Here is an 18,246-nt window from a genome sequence, read left to right on the forward strand (position 1 = left end):
ATAGCCAAAACGGTTTCCACGGCAATGATGCCGCGGCATTGACACAAAAGCCGTGCAGGGCATAAGGGTTAACCACTGACGGTCTTTTTCCGGCAACGGGAAAAGCTAAGAGGGAACACGGTTCCGTTCGCAATGCGGACCAATCCGTGGCTGCCCCCGCAACTGTATGCGGTGAGCCTGCGCCATAAGCCACTGGACATTATGTTCGGGAAGGCGGTGTCGGGCGTCTCACGCCGCAAGCCAGGAGACCTGCCGTTTCAGAAAAATGCGTCTGCCGGGCGGGGTGCTCCGGTTAGCCGGTCATATCAAGCGAAACGTGCTTTGGCGCGTGGCGTCGATATCCGCACCCCTAGAGAATTTGCAGGCGCGGAAAGTTGACACCTTGGATCTGACATCGACCCCACCAGATAAGACCGCGAAAGCAGACGGAGCCGCAGGCGTCGTTGTTTTCGTCTGCCGCAGCTGCCGCGATGAGGTTGACCCGAATGCCGAGCCGCGCCCGGGTGCCACCCTTTCGCATGCTGCTGTTGAGCTGGGCCGTGCCGAGGGCGTCGATGTGCGCAGCGTCAATTGCCTTGCCAATTGCAAGCGCGGCCTGAGTGCGGCCATGCGCAGCGCCAATGGCTGGTCTTATATGTTCGGTTCCCTAACCCAAGACGACGCTGGCGACCTTCTGGTCGGTGCACGTCTTCTGGCCTCTGCGCCGGATGGCCTGATGCCGTGGCGCGGACGGCCTGACAGTTTGAAACGCGGCCTTGTGGCTCGCATTCCCCCTTTGCATTTTACCGAGGAGACACCATGACCACGCTAGACCGCGTTCCCTGCACCATCATCACCGGCTTTCTGGGCGCTGGCAAAACCACCTTGCTGCGTGGATTGCTGGAAAAACTGGATGGAAAGCGGCTGGCCATCATCGTCAACGAGTTCGGCGATGTCGGTATCGATGGCGAGATCCTCAAGGGTTGCGGCATTGAAAGCTGCCCGGAAGAAAACATCGTGGAGCTGGCCAATGGCTGCATTTGCTGCACGGTGGCGGATGATTTCCAGCCGGCTATCGAGCAGATTTTGAGCCGCGAGCCCCGCGTCGAGCATATTCTGATCGAAACATCGGGCCTTGCGCTGCCAAAGCCTCTGGTGCAGGCTTTCCAGTGGCCAGCCATCAAAAGCCGCGTGACGGTGGATGCCGTTGTGGCTGTTGCCGATGGTGCAGCCCTTGCCGAAGGCATGGTTTCGCATGATCTGGAAGCGCTAGCCGCCCAGCGCCAGAATGACGAGGCGCTTGATCATGACGACCCGGTCGAAGAAGTCTTCGAAGACCAGATTGCCTGCGCCGATCTCATCGTGCTGACCAAGGGTGACCTGCTGGATGCCGAGGGTCTGGAGCGCGCCAAGGCGCATATCAATGCCCATCTGCCGAAGGCCTCGAAGATCATCGTCGCATCCAATGGCGTGATCGACCCGGCTGTGCTGATTGGCCTGGGACTGGCCGTTGAAGAGGATATCGACAACCGCCACACGCACCACGATGACGAGGAAGACCACGACCACGACGAGTTCGACAGCTTTGTCGTAGAACTGGATGCCGTGACGGATGCGGACGCGCTGGCCGCAAGGATTGCTGAAACGGCTGCCTCTGAAAACGTGCTGCGGATCAAGGGCTTTGTCGAGGTTTCGTCAAAGCCGATGCGTTTGCAGGTTCAGGCCGTGGGTTCGCGGGTCAACCACTATTTCGACCGTCCCTGGGGTGCGGGTGAAGAGCGTCGCAGCCGTCTGGTCGTGATCGGTGAGAAGGGTCTCGACCGCGCGAAGATCGAGCGGATGCTGGCAGCCTGATCCATGCACATTCTCGCCACCACATCCTCGTCTCTGGACGACCTGATCGAGCCGGTTGATCTCAACCAGCCGAGGGCGGATGTGGTGGTGATGTCCTTTTCGGCGAGCGATCTGGCCGGGCTGGAGCGTGGATGGGCTGTTGATGGCGACAGCGTCTCGATGGTCAGCGCCAACCTGTCCGAGCTTCGCCACCCCATGTCCGTCGACCTGTGGATGGAGAAGACGGCAGAACACGCCAAGCTGATCCTTATCCGGATTCTCGGCGGTGCGGATCGCTGGCGCTATGGCGTGGATCAGCTTTCCAGAATGGCACGGCAACGGGGCATAAAGCTGGTGCTTCTGCCCGGTGAATGCAGCGAGCGTGACGAGAAGCTTGAGGCTGCTTCCACTGTTGATCTTGAGACGCTGAAAGCCATCCTCGCCTTTTTCCGCGCAGGCGGGGCTGACAACATGGCGCGTGTTGCGGCGGGGCTTTCAGCCTTTGCAAAGGGAGATGCCTGGCCTGATATGGTGGCGGAACCGCTGCCCAAATCCGGTTTTTATCGCCCGGGCGAAGGCCTTGTGACGCTTGAAGAGGCGCTTTCCGGCTTCCCTGATAATGCCCCTCTGCTGCCCATCCTGTTTTATCGTTCCATGCTGCTGGCCGCCGATGTCGCGCCTATTGATGCGCTGTTTGAGGCGTTGCGCGAACGCGGCTTTGCGCCGCTACCGATCTTCGTCAGCGGGTTGAAGGATCACGATGCCATTCATTTTCTGGAACAGACGCTTCGGGATTTGAAACCTGATGCCATCATTGCCGCCACGGCCTTTGCCAGCCAGACGGATGAAAACGGCACGGCCTTGTTCGCGCGGCTGGGTGTTGCTGCATTTCAGGTCATCATGGCCACCACGCGGCGTGATGGCTGGGTGGACAATCTGCGTGGGCTCAACCCATCCGACCTTGCCATGCATGTGGTGCTGCCGGAACTGGACGGGCGGATGCTAGCCGGGGTCATCTCGTTCAAGCAACCTGACCCGAATGGCGGGCAGGGCCTCATCAACACGCCGGAGCCTGATCGAATCGAGCAGGTTGCCAACCGCGTATCGGCCTTTCTGCGACTGAAACATGCAGCACCCTCAAAAAGGCGTATCGTTATTTTGATGCCGGATTATCCCGGCGCGGCACCGGGGCGCACCGGCTATGCCGTGGGTCTTGATGTGCCGCAGAGCGTGCTGGAAATGCTGCGGGATTTGCGGGATGCCGGATATTCGGTGGATGATATTCCGCAGACCGCGCGTGAACTGCTGGACCGCATCGAAGCTGGCACCGCGTCGTTTGGAGCCGACCGTTACGGCGCGTTTCGCGCATCCATGCCCGCAGATGCCAGTCAGGCGCTTGATGACACATGGGGTGATGTGGCGGAAGATGACGCTTTCGAAGGTGGAGCATTCCATTTCCGCGCTGCGCAGTTTGGAGCCGTGACCGTGGCGCTTGCGCCGGATCGTGGCCGCAATGAAGACCGGCGTGTTGATTATCACGACCCAACCTTGCCGCCACGCCATGCCCTTGTGGCCTTTGGCGCGTGGATGCAGCAGGGGCTTGGAGCCCATGCCATCATCCATGTCGGTGCCCATGGCACGCTGGAATGGTTGCCGGGAAAGACCGTCGCGCTATCGCAGGCCTGTTTCCCCGAAATCGTCACCGGGCCGCTGCCGGTCATCTATCCCTTCATCGTCTCCAATCCCGGTGAGGCAGCGGTGGCCAAGCGGCGCATTGCGGCTGTTACCATCGGTCATATCCCGCCTGTTCTCATCGAGGCGGGACTATCGCCGGATCAGATGGCGCTGGAGCAGCTTGTCGATGAATATGCGCAGGCAGACGGGCTGGACCGTCGCCGCCGTGATCGGCTGGCCAAGCTTATTGTCGAGAAGGCGCAGGAGACCGGGCTGGCGGCAGATGCGGGCATCGATATGGGCGATGATGCCGATACGGCGCTTTCCCGAATCGATGCGTTTCTCTGTGATCTCAAGGACTTCGCCATCAAGGACGGCCAGCATGTGTTTGGCCGATGCGCGGATGATGAGCCGGATTCTCTCAGACGTCAGAGTGCGCTGGCGGAAAAGGCGGCGCTTTTGTCGGCGCTAGATGGGCTGCATATTGTGCCGGGACCATCGGGTGCGCCTGCACGCAGGCGGCTGGATGTGTTGCCCACAGGGCGAAATCTCTACGCTGCCGATCCGCGCACCATGCCGACCCGGACCGCCTTCGAGCTTGGCCGCATGGCGGGCGAGGAAGTGCTGCGGCACCATCTGCAAAGCCATGGCGACTGGCCGAAACATATCGTCTTCGATCTCTGGGGCTCTGCCTCGTTGCGCAATGGTGGCGAGGATGTGGGGCAGGCGCTGCATCTCATGGGTGCGAGACCCATCCACGATATGGCGACGGGCCGCGTGACCGGCATCGAGGTGCTGCCGCCCGCCGTGCTGGGGCGGCCGCGTGTGGATGTGACTTTCCGCATTTCCGGCCTGTTTCGGGATATGTTCCCGGCATTGATTGCGCTGCTGGACGCTGCCGCCAAGGCGATTGCGCGCCGCGAGGAAGCGTCTGGCGATAACCCGCTGGGCGAAGAAGCCGCACAGCTTGGCCATATACCGGCACGGATTTTCGGCTCGGCTCCGGGTACCTATGGTGCGGGCATTGAGGAAAAGCTGTCGCGTGGTCGCTGGGATGAGCGTGAAGATTTGGGTCAAGCCTATCTCGACGCGGCAAGCCATGCCTATGGCGGTGCAGATGGTCTCAGCGTTGCTGCCGATGGCAGTTTTGCAGGTCAGGTGGAAAAAGCCGAATTGCTGGTTCATACCGGCGATGATCCCGGGCGGGATATTCTGGATGGGTCTTCCGATGTGGCCTTTATCGGCGGGTTTGCGGCAGCGAAAGCGACACTTGGCCAATCGGCAGATGTGGTGGCTCTGGATACGACTGATCCGGCCCGGCCCCGTGCGCGCTCCATTGCGCAGGCGATTACTCGTGTGGTGCGCGCCCGTGCCATCAATCCACGTTTCATCGCCGGGCAGATGCGCCACGGACCACGCGGTGCGTCGGAATTTGCCGAGACGGTGGATCGCTTGATAGGATTTGCCGAAACGACCCACGCGGTGCCATCGTCCCTGATCGACGCGCTTTACGACGCCTATTTCGGCGATGACGAGGTGCGTGAGTTCATTCTGCGAGAAAACCCACAGGCAGCAGAAGCCATGGCGCGGCGTTTTCTGTCTGCCCGCTATCGCAGCCTCTGGCACAGCCGCCGCAATGCGGTGGATGCGGAGCTGGAAATGCTGATTGCGCCTGATGCGGCAATGGCCAGCGCATGAACGACGCGCAGCTTGATATCAAGCCTTTTTCGCGCAGGGGCGTCTGCCCCGCATTATCTGCACCCATGCAGACCGGTGACGGGCTTCTGTCTCGCGTGGCTTTTACAGACGCGATTTCACCAAAGGATCTGGAAAGGCTGTGCGCGCTTGCAAGGCGACACGGCAACGGGTTGCTGGATGTGACCGCACGTGGCGGCGTGCAGTTTCGCGGATTGACGGCTGACAGTGCCGCTGTGCTGGAGCGCGATGTTTCAGAGCTTGGCTTGCCTGTGCGGCAGGGTCTTGCCGTGGAAACCTCGCCTTTGGCCGGGCTTGACGAAACGGCGATTGCCGATCCGCGTGGGATTATGGACCGGGTATGTCAGCATGCCGCCGCGCAGGACTTGCACAAGCGGCTGGCGGCTAAAATGTCTGTGATCATCGATGGGGGCGGGCATGTGCGGATGGGTGGCCTGTTGGCCGATATTCGTTTGAAGGCCGTCAACTCTGGAAGCGATGTGCGCTGGCTGTTGATGCTGGGTGGCACGCAAGACAAGGCGCTGCGGGCCGGTGCTTTGGGCGAAAAAGATGCAGCCGATGTCGTGATCGATCTCCTCTCCTGTCTGGCTGACCGGGGACCGGATGCACGCGGGCGCGATCTGGATATTGGAACGGTGCAGGCGATTTGCGCAGGTAGGATGATCGAGGATGTGAGCTTTCCTGACGCTTTCGAGGCGTTGGACAACCAGCACTATGGCATGTTGCGTCTGTCAGACGGCGTCTTTGCGCTTTCTGCTGCTCCAGCCTTCGGGCAGATTTCGGCTGTTGCACTGACCAGTCTCTGCGCCCACGCCACCATGCTGGGGATCAGGACGGTTCGGCCCGGCCCGGCCCATGCCCTGTTTTTTGTGGGGGATGAAGCCGCATGTTCCGGGCTTCTCGACCATGCGCGTCAGGCGGGTTTCGTGACGGATGCGAAGGACCCGCGTTCTTCGATTGCTGTGTGCTCTGGAAAACCCGCTTGCGCATCGGCTTACATCGCAACCCACGAGCTCGGCGACTATGCGGCGCGGCACATGCCCGATCTGCTGGATGGGTCTCTGTCGCTTCATCTGTCCGGTTGCGGCAAGGGCTGCGCGCATCCGGCATCCGCGCCGCTCACCTTTTCAGGCTCTGCCGATGGGCTTGCCTTTCGCTATAGCGGGCGTGCCGGAGACCCTGCGGATGTGATTTTGCCCTTTCCTGAGCAGCGTGCAGCACTTTCGCGGCTTGCCGGATTATACGAAAAAGAACATAAGCCCGGAGAAAATGCCCGCGCCCTGCTTGCCCGTCTTGGCAAGGACCGGATTGTCGCGGCGCTCCGACAGGAAGATCGATGATAGAATACGACTATATCCGTGATGGTAACGCGATCTATGAACGCTCTTTTGCGATGGTGCGCGAAGAGGCGGACTTATCTGCGTTCACGCCGGATCAGGCTGAAATTGCCATCCGCATGATCCATGCCTGCGGGCTGGTGGAATCGGTGCAGCATTTTCGGTTCTCCCCTGATTTCGTCGATGCGGCACGCGGTGCCCTGATCGCTGGAAAGCCTGTTTTGTGTGACGCCGAAATGGTGGCGCATGGCGTGACCCGCGCGCGTTTGCCAGCCAGCAATGAAGTGATCTGCACCTTGCGCGATCCGCGCACGCCTGGACTTGCAAAGACCATCGGCAATACCCGCTCAGCGGCTGCAATCGACCTGTGGGGCGACAAGCTCGACGGCGCTGTCGTTGCCATCGGTAATGCGCCAACTGCGCTGTTTTATCTGCTGGAATTGCTGGAGCGCGGTGGCCCCCGCCCCGCCGCCATTATCGGCATGCCGGTTGGTTTCGTCGGCGCGATGGAATCCAAGGATGCGCTGGAGGAAAGCCCGCTTGGCATTCCCTATGCCATCGTCAAGGGACGGTTGGGCGGTTCTGCCATGACGGCGGCGGCGGTCAATGCCGTGGCGAGGCCTGGCCTATGAGTGCTGCGATGTTTGAGCCAGAGCCCGTCAAGACCTTGAAAGGCAAGCTGATTGGTGTCGGTACCGGCCCGGGAGATCCTGAGCTTTTGACGTTGAAGGCCGTGCGGGCCATCGAGACTGCCGATGTTCTGGCCTTTTTCTGCAAAAGGGGCAGTACGGGCAACGGGCGCGGCATTGTCGAGGCCTTCATCCGCCCCGGCACGGTGGAAATGCCGCTGGTCTATCCTGTAACCGTGGAAAGCGACAAGAACGGCGATGATTATCGTGGTGCTATCGCGGGGTTCTTCGATCAGTCCGCGAAGGATATCGCGGTCCATCTGGATGCCGGGCGCAGTGTGGCTGTGCTTTCGGAAGGCGATCCGCTGTTTTACGGCTCCTACATGCACCTGCATTTGCGGCTTGCACCGACCTATCCGGCCGAAGTGGTGGCCGGTATCACGGCCATGTCCGGCTGCTGGTCCATGGCGGGGCTGCCACTGGTGCAGGGCGACGACATCTTGAGCGTTCTTCCCGGCACGCTGGGTGAGGAAGTGCTGACAGAGCGGCTGTCGGGTACGGACGGCGCTGTGATCATGAAGGTTGGTCGCAATCTGCCAAAAATTCGCCGGGCTTTAGAGCGCGCGGGTAAGCTGCAGGGCGCGCTTTATGTGGAGCGCGGCACGATGGCCAATGGCCACGCCATGCGGCTTGCCGAGCATGATGGCTCCCCTGCTCCCTATTTCTCGCTGGTGCTGGTACCGGGCTGGAAAGACCGGCCTGTTCATGGAGACACGCCGTGAGCGGGCAACTGACCGTTGTTGGCCTTGGCCCCGGCAATCTGGGGCAGATCACGCCGGAAGCGCTGGATGCGGTGCGCGAGGCGGATGATTTTTTCGGCTATATTCCCTATCTCGACCGCCTGTCATTACAACCGCACCAGCGTCGCCATGCCTCTGACAATCGTGAGGAATTGAGCCGTGCGCAAGCGGCGCTGACGATGGCTGCTGCGGGCGGAAAGGTTTGTGTTGTCTCAGGCGGAGATCCCGGTGTGTTTGCCATGGCGGCTGCCGTCTGCGAGGCCATCGAAAACGGTCCTGCCGATTGGCGAAGCATTGATTTTCGCGTTGTGCCGGGTGTCACGGCGATGCTGGCCGTGGCAGCGAAGGCCGGTGCGCCGCTGGGGCATGATTTCTGTGCCATTTCCCTGTCGGATAATCTGAAACCCTGGTCGCTGATTGAGAAGCGTCTGGTTCTGGCGGCTGAGGCCGGTTTCGTGATGGCCTTCTACAATCCGGTCAGCAAGGCGCGCCCGCACCAGCTGGCAACGGCGTTCGATGTTTTGCGGGCGAACCTGCCGGGAACGGTGCCGGTCATTTTCGGTCGGGCTGCCGGGCGGGCGGATGAGCGTATGCGGGTTGTGCCCTTGGCCGATGCGCGCAGCGACATGGCGGATATGGCAACCTGCATCATCGTCGGTTCGGTGGAAACGCGGCTGATCGACAGACCCGGCGCAGAGCCGCTGGTCTATTCGCCGCGCTCATCCAAAAGGGAGAGCTGATGGCGGATTGCGGCCAGCGCAGCGTTGATCGTGGGAACCGTCATTCCGGTCGGGCGCGGCGGGCGCGCAATCATCAGCACGGAAATGCCGAGCTTTCGCGCCGCTTCGATCTTGGCATAGGCAGCCGTGCCGCCCGAGTTTTTGGACACGATGAAGCGGATGCGGTTTTCCCGCAGGAGCTCAATTTCGTCTTCCACCGCAAACGGCCCTCGCGCTGTGATGTAGCTGGCATGGGGCACGCGCAAAGGCGGCTCGACGGGATCGACACTGCGAATGAGGTAATGGTGGTGGGGCGCGGCTTCAAAGGGCAGCAGTTCCTGACGGCCAAGGGCCAGGAAGGCGTGTTCGCTGTCCGTGCCCAGAGCGTTCACCGCTGCCTGGACATCGGCCACGTCCTGCCAGTCATCGCCGTCGCGTCTTCCCCAGGCGGGTCTTTCCAGAGCAATCAGCGGCACGTTTGCGATTTCAGCGGCTTTCGCGGCATTGGCGGATATGCGCGCCGCATAGGGATGGGTGGCATCGACAAGAAGATCAAAGCCGTTCTCGGTGATGAAGGTGGCAAGGCCATTCGCTCCACCAAAGCCGCCGCTGCGCATCGGAACCGGTTGCGGCACGGGATCGCGGGTGCGGCCCGCCATGGACAGCAACAACCGGTAGCCGGATTCGTCCGCCAGCTTGCCAGCCATGATGCGGGCATCCGCTGTGCCACCGAGAATGAGTATGGAGCGTATCATGGTCTCTGAATATGCCGGAATGGATGCCGCATCCACTGAAAAGAAGGCGGTGCGCTGGCTTTCCATCGTCGGGATTGGCGAGGATGGTGTTGCCGGGCTGAGTGCCCATGCGCGGCTTGCCATTGAGAGTGCTGAATTCGTTTTCGGTGGCGTCAGGCATCTGGCGCTGGCGGCAGAGGCCATCAAAGGTCAGGCGCGGCCATGGCCGGTGCCGTTTGATGTGGAGATGGCGGATATTGTGGCGCTGCGTGGCCGAAAGGTCTGCGTTCTGGCATCCGGTGACCCGTTTCTCTATGGCGTCGCCGTGACCCTGCTCAAGCATGTGGCTGTGGCAGAAACCATCGCCTACCCTGCCCCATCAGCCTTTTCGCTGGCGGCATCACGGCTGGGCTGGGCGTTGCAGGCCACCGACTGCGTTTCCCTACATGGTCGCCCGATTGATTTGATCCGCCCGCATCTGCATGCAGGAGCGAAGCTCCTCGTGCTGACATCGGATGAAAAGACCCCTGCCCTTTTGGCCACTCTTTTGACGCAAGCCGGTTTCGGGCGCTCAAAGCTCATCCTGCTGGAAGCCTTGGGTGGTCCGAGGGAGAGGAGCAGGCAGGCCACAGCGGCTGATTTTTCTTTTGCTGATATAGACCCGCTGAACCTCGTCGCCATCGAGGTGGTTGCGGATGAAAAGCCTCGCATTTTGCCATTTGCGCAGGGGCTGGATGATGCGCTGTTTGAGCATAATGGGCAGATGACCAAGCGGGAAATCCGTGCGGTGACACTGTCATCGCTTGCTCCGCGCTTCGGGGAATTATTGTGGGATATTGGAGCGGGTTCCGGTTCCATCGGTATTGAATGGATGTTGGCGCATCCGTCCCTGCGGGCCATTGGCATCGAGCAGCATGCGGAGCGGGCCGAGCGCGCCGAACGCAATGCGCAGGCCTTCGGAGTGCCGGGACTTCAGATTATCAGGGGTGCTGCGCCTTCTGCATTGGCGGGCTTGCCCACGCCGGATGCGATTTTTATCGGCGGCGGTGGCAGTGAAGACGGTGTTCTGGAGGCGGCGATTTCGGGATTGCGGCCCGGCGGGCGGCTGGTTGCCAATGCGGTGACGCTGGAAATGGATGCGGTTTTGCTGGCAGCACAGGCCCGTCTGGGCGGTTCGCTGATCCGGCTTGAGGTGACACGCGCCTCGCCTGTCGGGTCCATGCAGGGCTGGCGTCCTTCTATGCCGGTCACGCAATGGGCGTGGGTCAAGCCGTGATTGTCGCGGGCGTCGGGTGCCGGCAGGGTGTCACCGTTGATGCGGTTATGGCTGCATTGGAAGAGGCGGCGCGAACGCACCACGTTAAAATCGATTTCATGGCGACAGCACCGATGAAATCGGACGAACCGGCTCTGCTGGAGGCCGCAACACGGCTCGGCATGGCATTTGTCGTGGTGGCGCAGGCGGATTTCGAACTTGCAGGTGCCAGAACGATGACGCAATCGGCAACAAGCCTTAAACATTCGGGCTCCCCCAGCCTCAGCGAAGCGGCGGCGCTTGCGGCACTGGGGCCGGGATCACGGTTGATGGCACCGCGCATGGTAACAGGCGATATGACGGTGGCGCTTGCCACTTTAGGAGAGAACGAATGACGGTTCATTTTATCGGTGCCGGTCCGGGTGCCGCTGATCTTATCACAGTGCGCGGGCGCGATCTGATCGCCAAGTCCCCCGTTTGCCTCTATGCGGGATCGCTGGTTCCCAAGGCGTTGCTGGAACATTGCCCTGAAGGTGCGCATATCGTGGATACGGCGGCACTTTCGCTTGACGAGATCGAAGCGGAATTCGTCGCGGCTGCCCGTGATGGCAAGGATGTGGCGCGGCTGCATTCAGGGGATCTGTCCATCTGGAGCGCCATGGGCGAGCAGATCCGCCGTCTGGAGCGTCTGGGGCTGGATTATACCGTCACACCCGGCGTTCCCTCCTTTGCTGCCGCTGCCGCGACGTTGCAGCGCGAGCTGACGGTGCCGGAAGTGGCGCAGAGCCTTGTGCTGACGCGGGTGTCGGGTCGTGCGTCGAAGATGCCGGAAACGGAGACGTTGAAGGCCTTTGGTGCGACGGGGGCAACACTGGCCATTCATCTTGCCATTCACGCCATTGCCAAGGTGGTCGAGGATTTGACGCCGCTTTATGGTGCTGATTGCCCTGTGGCCATCATTGTCAGGGCATCGTGGCCGGAAGAGCGGATTATTGCCGGTACACTTGGCGATATCGAATCAAAGCTGGCGCAGGAGCCGGTGGAACGCACGGCGCTGATCTTCGTCGGCAAGGGTTTAGGCTCTCAGGATTTTCGTGAAAGCGCGCTTTACAGCACTGACTATGTGCGCCGGTTCCGCAACCCTCAAGGCAATGCGGATGGTTGATCTGACGGTGTGAAGGGAGCGCGTCCCTTCAGCGTTCCACTGCGGTCGAAGACGAGGATTTCGAGTTCCGTCTCCGGTCTTTTCAGCGCGCCAGCTGCCGTTTTCCAGGCATTGCGCGCGACTGCCTGACCAAGATCGATACCGACGGCCCCTGCCAGCGTGAAGGCGTGAGCCACCATATTTGCCTGCCGGATGGCTTCCGCCAAAGCGTCGTCGCCACCCGCCTCGGTCGCAAGGTTGGCCAGCGCTTCGAGGTCGGCAAGGCCGCGCTTAGAATGCACATCCAGCATGCCTTGCGCGAGTTTGGTCATCTTGGCGACGCCGCCCGCGATGGTGATTTTTTCTACCGGGTGGGTGCGTAGATATTTTAGCATGCCGCCGATGAAATCGCCCATGTCGATCAGGGCCGTATCTGGCAATCCATGCAGCGCCTGACCGGCTTTTTCCGAGGTGTCGCCGGTGGCGCCGAGAATATGGGGAAGTTTTTCGGCACGCGCCACATCGATGCCGCGCCAGATGGAATGTATCCAAGCGGAGCAGGAGAAGGGAATGACGATGCCGGTGGTGCCGAGAATGGAGAGGCCGCCGACAATGCCCAGTCGTCCATTCAGCGTCTTCTCAGCGAGTATCTCGCCGTTTTCCACGGCGATCTCGACTTCAAAATCGGCATCGTCGCCTGCAACTTCGTGGATGGCAGCGGCAATCATCTTGCGGGGTACGGGGTTGATAGCGGGTTCGCCGATGGCGAGCGGCAGACCGGGACGGGTGACTGTGCCCACACCCCTGCCCGCCTTGAAGGTGATGCCGGTGCCGGACTGCCCGCGCCGTATCGTGGTTTCGATCAGTGCGCCATGGGTCACGTCAGGGTCGTCGCCTGCATCCTTGATGACGCCAGCACGGGCAAATCCCTCGCCAATTGTTGAGCTTGCGATGGAAAAGCCGACATGCTTGCCGCTTGGAAGTTCGATCTCGACAAGGTATGGAACATCACCGGTCAGCAACGCGGTGCATGCGGCTTTTGCCGCCGCCGTGGCGCAGGCGCCGGTCGTCCAGCCGCGACGCAGGTTTTTTCCATCCGTTTCCATGCTGTTTCTATAGCGGTTACGGCTATGGCCGTCATCGGTAAACAACAGGCAGTGTGAATGTCGAGACCACTTATCGTGAAAAAGGGCAGGCCATGACGGCGCGGGCGATCATTATCGGCGCGCCACGGTCCGGTTCGGGCAAGACCAGCGTCACCATCGGCCTTTTGCGCGCCTTTGCCAGACGCGGTGTGAAGGTGCGGGGCATCAAGACAGGGCCTGACTATATCGATCCCGGTTTCCATGCCTTTGCCGCGGGCACGCCGGGCCTTAATCTCGACAGCTGGGCCATGCAGCCGGATTTGCTGCGGCATCTGTTCGCCCAGCAGGCTGAGGATGCGGAACTGGTGCTGATTGAAAGCGCGATGGGCCTGTTTGACGGCATCGTGGTGCCGGAAAACCGGACCGGATCGGCTGCCGATCTGGCGCGGCTGTTCGGCATACCGGTTTTGTTGGTGCTGGATATATCGGGCCAATCCCAGACGGCTGCGGCGGTTGCCCACGGATTTGCCCATTATGATCCTGAGGTCAAAATGTCTGCTGTTGTGCTCAACCGTGCTGGCAGCGAGAGACACCGGACCTTGTGTTCGCAAGCCATTGAAAAAATCGGTTTGGCCGTAGCGGGCTGTGTGATGCGTGATCCATCGCTGGTGTTGCCGGAGCGACATCTGGGGCTGGTGCAGGCCAGCGAGCATCCTGAGATCGACGCCCATATCGAACGGCTTGCCGATGCGATGGAGCAGGCGATTGATCTTGATGCGCTTCTATCGCTGGCGCGCCCCGTGGAGATGCCGCAGGGCTCGGTGGAAGCCGCAATCACGCCACCCGGTCAGCGCATCGCGCTGGCGCAGGATGCCGCCTTTACGTTTCTCTACCCGCATCTTCAGCGCCATTGGCGTCAGGCCGGCGCTGAGATCATCCCGTTTTCGCCGCTTGCCGACGAAGCGCCTGATGCTTCCTGCGATGTGTGCTGGCTGCCGGGTGGATATCCTGAGCTTCACGCGGGAACGCTTGCGGCGGCAAGCAATTTCAAGGCGGGTCTCTCGCGATTTTCGCAGGCAAAGCCCGTTCATGGGGAATGCGGTGGCTATATGGTGCTGGGTGAGGGGCTGGAAGATGCAGATGGCGTGAGCCATGCCATGACGGGGCTTTTGTCCCATGCCACCAGCTTTGCCAAGCGCAAGATGAACCTTGGCTACCGACAGGCGACCATTGCTGTCGATGGACTGCTGGGGCGGGCAGGCGAGGTGTTGCGCGGCCATGAGTTTCATTATGCCCGTGTGATCGATGCCGGGCATGATGATGCCTTCGCGCAGATTGCCGACGGGCAGGGAAAGCCACTTGGGCCTTCCGGCGGCAGGCGTGGGCTGGTGACGGGCACGTTTTTTCACGCCATCGCCAAAGGTTAAGTTTTTCTCATCGATCGTGTGGTGGAGGAATGTCGCCGCCTCCCTATATTGTGGTGATGCGCTGCGTACTGGCGCTTGATCCATTCAACAAGGATAGATTTTCATGACCGAGAAATCCCCCGAAAACAACTTTCCTGCCGGTTACGAACCCGCTGACGTGTGGGAATGGGAAAAGGGCAATGGTGGTCAGTTCGCCAATATCAACCGCCCCATCGCCGGTCCGACCCATGACAAGGAACTGCCTGTCGGCAAACATCCGCTGCAGCTCTATTCGCTTGCGACGCCCAATGGCCAGAAAGTCGGCATCATGCTGGAAGAGCTTTTGGCCGCTGGACATTCCGGTGCGGAACATGATGCGTGGCTGATCAAAATCGGTGAAGGCGATCAGTTCGGCTCGGATTTCGTCAAGGCAAACCCCAATTCGAAAATTCCGGCATTGGTGGACCATTCCACGCCAGAGCCGACGCGCGTTTTCGAAAGCGGCTCCATCCTGCTCTATCTGGCTGAAAAATTCGGCGCGTTTCTGCCTGAAGATCACAAGGGACGCACGGAAGCGATCAACTGGCTGTTCTGGCAGATGGCGTCCGGCCCCTATCTGGGCGGCGGTTTCGGCCATTTTTATGCCTATGCGCCTATCCACATCAAATATGCCATCGACCGTTTTGCCATGGAAGCGAAGCGACAGCTTGACGTGCTGGACCGCCATCTGGCAGAAAACCGCTATCTCGCGGGTTCGCAGTATTCGATTGCTGATATTGCGGTTTGGCCGTGGTATGGCAATCTGGTGCGCGGGCAGTCCTATCCAAAGGCCGATGTGTTTCTGGATGTGAGAAGCTACAAGCACCTGACGCGCTGGGCAGACGAGATTGCGGAACGTCCAGCCGTCAAGCGTGGTCGTATGGTCAACAAGATGAACGGCGACCCTTCGGAACAATTGCACGAACGCCATGATGCGTCCGACTTCGATACGAAGACCCAGGACAAAATCGGCAAAGCATAAGGAAAAAACGATGGCAAAGCTGCCTGAAATGACGAAACACCGCGGCTTTCCATCCGGCATGCCGAGCACGGGCATTCAATTCACCATACGCCGCGCAAACCCGCGCGGCGTGACGCCCATCAAGCATATTCCGCGCCGCGCCCGTAATGATTCGCCCGAACATAAGGTCGATGCGGCGTTCCTGCATGCGCTCTGGCATCAGTTCGGCAACGAACCGTTTGAGCGCGGCAATCTGGATGCGGCTCGGCTCAGCCTGTTGTTCGGGCGCGAAGTGCTGCCTGCTGACAAGAATTTCGATCCCTTGTCCTACGAAGCCATGCTCATCATCGACGAGCGCGTGGCACGGCAGAATTTCCCGGAATCCTTCGAGAATTATTTCCAGATCGACTGAAAAAATCTGCTGCGGCAAAGTGGAGCGGGCACGGAAAGTTTCTGTGCTTCGCTTTATTGAGGTGCTATAGAGCACGCAGTTCCACGACAACCGGCCTCAGCCATGATGAAGTATAAGAATTCCATTGTTGCTGTGTGCATTCTGGCCCTCGGTATGGGGACCATTGGGCACGCCTATGCCGAAGACACGGCAGCGCTGCAAAAGCTGGGCGCGGCGCTGTTTGTTGATCCCAACCTGTCCAAGAACCGCACCATGTCCTGCTCCACCTGTCACATGGAGGCGTTGGGCTTTACCGATGGGCGCGAGACCGACAAGGTCGGGCACGATGTTTCGCTGGGTGATGACGGGACGTCCTTGGGCGACCGCAACGTGCCAACGGCAGCCTACGCGAAATTCTCGCCACCCTTCGGCAAGAATGACGCCGGTGAATACGTGGGCGGGCAGTTCTGGGATGGGCGTGCCTCCACGCTGGAAGACCAGGCCGGTGGCCCGCCATTGAACCCGGTTGAAATGGGCATGCCGGACAAGGGCACGCTTATAAAGCGGCTGAAGGAAAATCCCGATTACGTGACGGCTTTCGGCACCCAGTTCGGTAGCGATGTGTTCCAAAGCGATGATGCTGCCTTTGCGGCCATGGGCAGGGCGCTGGCCGCCTTTGAGCGTTCCGATACGTTCTCAACCTTCGATTCCAAATATGACCGCTTTCTGCGCGGTGAGGAAAAGCTGACCGATCAGGAAGAGCTTGGCCGGGTGTTGATGTCTTCCTCGCAATTTACCAATTGTAACACTTGCCACGAAATCCGGGGCAGCAACGGGCTTTCCGACGGTGTTTTCACCAACCACAAATATTTCAATATCGGCGTTCCCGCCAACAAGGCTGTGCGGGCGGCCAATGGCTCAAAGCCTGATGCGGTGGATCTTGGTCTCGCGCAGAACCCTGCTGTTGCGGGTGATCCGGCACAGCGCGGCAAGTTCAAGGTGCCAACGCTCCGCAATGTCGCGGTGACGGGCCCTTATATGCACAATGGCGTCTTCAAGGATCTGCGCACGGTCGTGCTGTTTTACGTGAAATACAAAAGCAAGAAGCCCAGCCGTCAGATCAACCCGGAAACGGGTGAGACGTGGGACGTGCCTGAAGTGCCTGAGAATATTGCCATGACCGAGCTGACACAGGCTCCGGCGCTTGATGACAAGCGGGTGGACGCGATTGTCGCGTTTCTGAAAACGCTGACAGACAAGAGATATGAGCCTCTCTTGTCTAAAGATAATGCCGGGCAGGGCGCGACGCCCCCTGCCCATGCAGCATCATTTACGCCGACAGCGCCTTGAACTCTTCAAGAACAGCATCGCCCATTTCAGATGTCGAGACCTGACGGCTGCCGTCGGATACGATATCTGCGGTGCGAATGCCCTTGTCCAGAACGTTGGCAATGGCTGTTTCAAGCTTCGTTGCCTCATCCACCATGTTGAAGGAATAACGCAGGCACATTGCAAAGGAAGCGATCATGGCGATCGGGTTGGCGATGCCCTTGCCGGCGATGTCAGGGGCCGAGCCGTGGACGGGCTCATACATGGCCTTGCGCTTGCCGGTCTTGGCATCTGGCGCACCGAGCGACGCGGATGGCAGCATGCCGAGCGAGCCTGTGAGCATCGCCGCAACATCCGAGAGCATATCGCCGAACAGGTTGTCGGTGACGATGACGTCGAACTGCTTGGGCTTGCGCACCAGCTGCATGCCGCCAGCATCCGCCAGCATATGTTCCAGTTCCACATCCTTGAACTTGGCCGCGTGGGTTTCCGTCACGACCTGGTTCCACAGCACGCCTGATTTCATGACGTTGCGCTTTTCCATGGAGCAAACGCGGTTACCACGGGTGCGGGCCAGCTCAAACGCCACGCTGGCAATGCGCTCGATTTCGAATGTGTCGTAAATCTGGGTATCGATGCCGCGCTTCTGGCCGTTGCCCAGATCGATGATCTGCTTCGGCTCACCGAAATAGACGCCGCCCGTCAATTCGCGGACGATGAGGATATCGAGGCCTTCGACCAGTTCCTGCTTCAGCGATGATGCTGCGGCGAGGGCAGGGTAGCAGATGGCGGGACGCAGATTGGCGAACAGCTCCAGATCCTTGCGCAGACGCAGCAGACCCGCCTCAGGGCGCACATCATAGGGCACGCCGTCCCATTTCGGGCCGCCGACCGCGCCGAACAGAATGGCGTCTGCAGCAAGCGCCTTTTCCATATCTGCGTCAGAAATGGCGACACCATGCGCATCGTAAGCGCAGCCGCCGACCAGGCCTTCCTGCGTCGTAAAGCCCGCTGCCTTCTCGGCATTCAGATAATCGATCAGCTTGCGGACTTCCGCCATGGCTTCGGGGCCGATGCCGTCACCGGGCAGCAGGAAAAGCGTGCGCATAGTCATGAAAACCCTCCTTGGCCACGACGCAAAACCATGGGGTGGTTTCAAAACGGCGGGCGCATTCAAAAATCCTACGTCACACAACAGACGTTGCATGACGAGGC

At 60.3% G+C, this 18,246-nt stretch carries 17 protein-coding genes and 1 riboswitch; of the genes, 14 read left to right on the top strand and 3 right to left on the bottom strand.

Going from position 1 to position 18,246, the window contains the following annotated elements; translation table 11 throughout:
- The first annotated feature begins 62 nt into the window (after window positions 1-62).
- Window positions 63-271, top strand: a riboswitch (cobalamin riboswitch).
- 111 nt (window positions 272-382) lie between these two features.
- Genes IFT53_RS12930 through IFT53_RS12960 form a run of 7 tightly spaced genes read left to right on the top strand, consistent with a single transcriptional unit; the run spans window position 383 to window position 8,708 of the window.
- On the top strand, window positions 383-802 hold the full coding sequence (locus IFT53_RS12930) for a DUF1636 family protein (protein WP_244656319.1): 420 nt from the start codon (window positions 383-385) through the stop codon (window positions 800-802).
- Complete coding sequence (gene cobW, locus IFT53_RS12935) at window positions 799-1,833, top strand: cobalamin biosynthesis protein CobW (RefSeq protein ID WP_192065165.1); 1,035 nt, start codon at window positions 799-801, stop codon at window positions 1,831-1,833. Before IFT53_RS12930 ends, cobW begins: the two co-directional genes overlap by 4 nt.
- A 3-nt stretch (window positions 1,834-1,836) precedes the next feature.
- Entirely contained in the window at window positions 1,837-5,184 is a 3,348-nt protein-coding gene (gene cobN, locus IFT53_RS12940) for a cobaltochelatase subunit CobN (protein WP_192065166.1), read from the top strand.
- Window positions 5,181-6,542, top strand: a complete 1,362-nt coding sequence (cobG, locus tag IFT53_RS12945) for a precorrin-3B synthase (RefSeq protein ID WP_192065168.1) — start codon at window positions 5,181-5,183, stop codon at window positions 6,540-6,542. Before cobN ends, cobG begins: the two co-directional genes overlap by 4 nt.
- Complete coding sequence (locus tag IFT53_RS12950; RefSeq protein ID WP_192065170.1) at window positions 6,539-7,171, top strand: precorrin-8X methylmutase; 633 nt, start codon at window positions 6,539-6,541, stop codon at window positions 7,169-7,171. The genes cobG and IFT53_RS12950 overlap by 4 nt, the downstream gene beginning before the upstream one ends.
- A complete protein-coding gene (locus tag IFT53_RS12955; protein WP_192065172.1) occupies window positions 7,168-7,950 on the top strand; it encodes a precorrin-2 C(20)-methyltransferase in 783 nt (260 codons plus the stop codon). The genes IFT53_RS12950 and IFT53_RS12955 overlap by 4 nt, the downstream gene beginning before the upstream one ends.
- Window positions 7,947-8,708, top strand: a complete 762-nt coding sequence (locus tag IFT53_RS12960; RefSeq protein WP_192065174.1) for a precorrin-3B C(17)-methyltransferase — start codon at window positions 7,947-7,949, stop codon at window positions 8,706-8,708. Before IFT53_RS12955 ends, IFT53_RS12960 begins: the two co-directional genes overlap by 4 nt.
- Here IFT53_RS12960 and IFT53_RS12965 read toward each other — a convergent pair.
- Window positions 8,675-9,442 carry a cobalt-precorrin-6A reductase gene (locus IFT53_RS12965; RefSeq protein ID WP_192065176.1) on the bottom strand — a complete coding sequence of 256 codons (768 nt, stop codon included), beginning with the start codon at window positions 9,440-9,442 and terminating at the stop codon, window positions 8,675-8,677. The two genes, IFT53_RS12960 and IFT53_RS12965, sit on opposite strands and share 34 nt — an antisense overlap.
- Here IFT53_RS12965 and cbiE point away from each other — a divergent pair.
- Genes cbiE through cobM form a run of 3 tightly spaced genes read left to right on the top strand, consistent with a single transcriptional unit; the run spans window position 9,441 to window position 11,841 of the window.
- Window positions 9,441-10,697 carry a precorrin-6y C5,15-methyltransferase (decarboxylating) subunit CbiE gene (gene cbiE, locus IFT53_RS12970; protein ID WP_192065178.1) on the top strand — a complete coding sequence of 419 codons (1,257 nt, stop codon included), beginning with the start codon at window positions 9,441-9,443 and terminating at the stop codon, window positions 10,695-10,697. The two genes, IFT53_RS12965 and cbiE, sit on opposite strands and share 2 nt — an antisense overlap.
- The gene (locus IFT53_RS12975) at window positions 10,676-11,071 is read left to right on the top strand and encodes a cobalamin biosynthesis protein (RefSeq protein ID WP_192065180.1); all 396 of its coding nucleotides are present in this window, start codon (window positions 10,676-10,678) and stop codon (window positions 11,069-11,071) included. The genes cbiE and IFT53_RS12975 overlap by 22 nt, the downstream gene beginning before the upstream one ends.
- Window positions 11,068-11,841 (top strand): precorrin-4 C(11)-methyltransferase, encoded by a 774-nt coding sequence (gene cobM, locus IFT53_RS12980; protein ID WP_192065182.1) that lies wholly within the window; start codon window positions 11,068-11,070, stop codon window positions 11,839-11,841. Before IFT53_RS12975 ends, cobM begins: the two co-directional genes overlap by 4 nt.
- On the opposite strand, the gene IFT53_RS12985 is transcribed toward cobM, so the two are convergent.
- Window positions 11,820-12,926 carry a cobalt-precorrin-5B (C(1))-methyltransferase gene (locus IFT53_RS12985; protein WP_192065184.1) on the bottom strand — a complete coding sequence of 369 codons (1,107 nt, stop codon included), beginning with the start codon at window positions 12,924-12,926 and terminating at the stop codon, window positions 11,820-11,822. The genes cobM and IFT53_RS12985 overlap by 22 nt on opposite strands.
- Before the next feature lie 92 nt (window positions 12,927-13,018).
- On the opposite strand from IFT53_RS12985, the gene IFT53_RS12990 reads away from it, so the two are divergent.
- The 4 genes from IFT53_RS12990 (at window position 13,019) to IFT53_RS13005 (ending at window position 17,052) form a co-directional block, all read left to right on the top strand.
- Window positions 13,019-14,332: a cobyrinate a,c-diamide synthase gene (locus IFT53_RS12990; protein ID WP_192065487.1), complete on the top strand. Its 1,314-nt coding sequence runs from the start codon at window positions 13,019-13,021 to the stop codon at window positions 14,330-14,332.
- A 103-nt stretch (window positions 14,333-14,435) separates the two neighbouring features.
- The gene (gene yghU / locus IFT53_RS12995) at window positions 14,436-15,332 is read left to right on the top strand and encodes a glutathione-dependent disulfide-bond oxidoreductase (RefSeq protein WP_192065185.1); all 897 of its coding nucleotides are present in this window, start codon (window positions 14,436-14,438) and stop codon (window positions 15,330-15,332) included.
- A gap of 10 nt (window positions 15,333-15,342) precedes the next feature.
- Window positions 15,343-15,723 (top strand): hypothetical protein, encoded by a 381-nt coding sequence (locus IFT53_RS13000; RefSeq protein WP_042615626.1) that lies wholly within the window; start codon window positions 15,343-15,345, stop codon window positions 15,721-15,723.
- A 153-nt stretch (window positions 15,724-15,876) separates the two neighbouring features.
- Complete coding sequence (locus tag IFT53_RS13005; RefSeq protein ID WP_446737675.1) at window positions 15,877-17,052, top strand: cytochrome-c peroxidase; 1,176 nt, start codon at window positions 15,877-15,879, stop codon at window positions 17,050-17,052.
- On the opposite strand, the gene leuB is transcribed toward IFT53_RS13005, so the two are convergent.
- Entirely contained in the window at window positions 17,033-18,145 is a 1,113-nt protein-coding gene (gene leuB / locus IFT53_RS13010; RefSeq protein WP_192065189.1) for a 3-isopropylmalate dehydrogenase, read from the bottom strand. The genes IFT53_RS13005 and leuB overlap by 20 nt on opposite strands.
- Window positions 18,146-18,246 lie beyond the last annotated feature (101 nt).

The sequence above is a fragment of the Rhizobium sp. CFBP 13644 genome (assembly GCF_014842165.1).
In the GTDB taxonomy this organism is placed as follows: Bacteria; Pseudomonadota; Alphaproteobacteria; order Rhizobiales; family Rhizobiaceae; genus Agrobacterium; species Agrobacterium tumefaciens_C.

What these genes read in the sequence shown, in the direction of transcription:
- IFT53_RS13005 (WP_446737675.1), top strand. Translation starts at nt 15,877, where the DNA reads ATGGGGACCATTGGGCACGCCTATGCCGAAGACACGGCAGCGCTGCAA.
- IFT53_RS12950 (WP_192065170.1), top strand. Translation starts at nt 6,539, where the DNA reads ATGATAGAATACGACTATATCCGTGATGGTAACGCGATCTATGAACGC.
- cobM (WP_192065182.1), top strand. Translation starts at nt 11,068, where the DNA reads ATGACGGTTCATTTTATCGGTGCCGGTCCGGGTGCCGCTGATCTTATC.
- IFT53_RS12985 (WP_192065184.1), bottom strand. Translation starts at nt 12,926, where the DNA reads ATGGAAACGGATGGAAAAAACCTGCGTCGCGGCTGGACGACCGGCGCC.
- IFT53_RS12990 (WP_192065487.1), top strand. Translation starts at nt 13,019, where the DNA reads ATGACGGCGCGGGCGATCATTATCGGCGCGCCACGGTCCGGTTCGGGC.
- IFT53_RS12975 (WP_192065180.1), top strand. Translation starts at nt 10,676, where the DNA reads ATGGGCGTGGGTCAAGCCGTGATTGTCGCGGGCGTCGGGTGCCGGCAG.
- leuB (WP_192065189.1), bottom strand. Translation starts at nt 18,145, where the DNA reads ATGACTATGCGCACGCTTTTCCTGCTGCCCGGTGACGGCATCGGCCCC.
- cbiE (WP_192065178.1), top strand. Translation starts at nt 9,441, where the DNA reads ATGGTCTCTGAATATGCCGGAATGGATGCCGCATCCACTGAAAAGAAG.
- yghU (WP_192065185.1), top strand. Translation starts at nt 14,436, where the DNA reads ATGACCGAGAAATCCCCCGAAAACAACTTTCCTGCCGGTTACGAACCC.
- cobN (WP_192065166.1), top strand. Translation starts at nt 1,837, where the DNA reads ATGCACATTCTCGCCACCACATCCTCGTCTCTGGACGACCTGATCGAG.
- cobG (WP_192065168.1), top strand. Translation starts at nt 5,181, where the DNA reads ATGAACGACGCGCAGCTTGATATCAAGCCTTTTTCGCGCAGGGGCGTC.
- IFT53_RS12955 (WP_192065172.1), top strand. Translation starts at nt 7,168, where the DNA reads ATGAGTGCTGCGATGTTTGAGCCAGAGCCCGTCAAGACCTTGAAAGGC.
- cobW (WP_192065165.1), top strand. Translation starts at nt 799, where the DNA reads ATGACCACGCTAGACCGCGTTCCCTGCACCATCATCACCGGCTTTCTG.
- IFT53_RS13000 (WP_042615626.1), top strand. Translation starts at nt 15,343, where the DNA reads ATGGCAAAGCTGCCTGAAATGACGAAACACCGCGGCTTTCCATCCGGC.
- IFT53_RS12965 (WP_192065176.1), bottom strand. Translation starts at nt 9,442, where the DNA reads ATGATACGCTCCATACTCATTCTCGGTGGCACAGCGGATGCCCGCATC.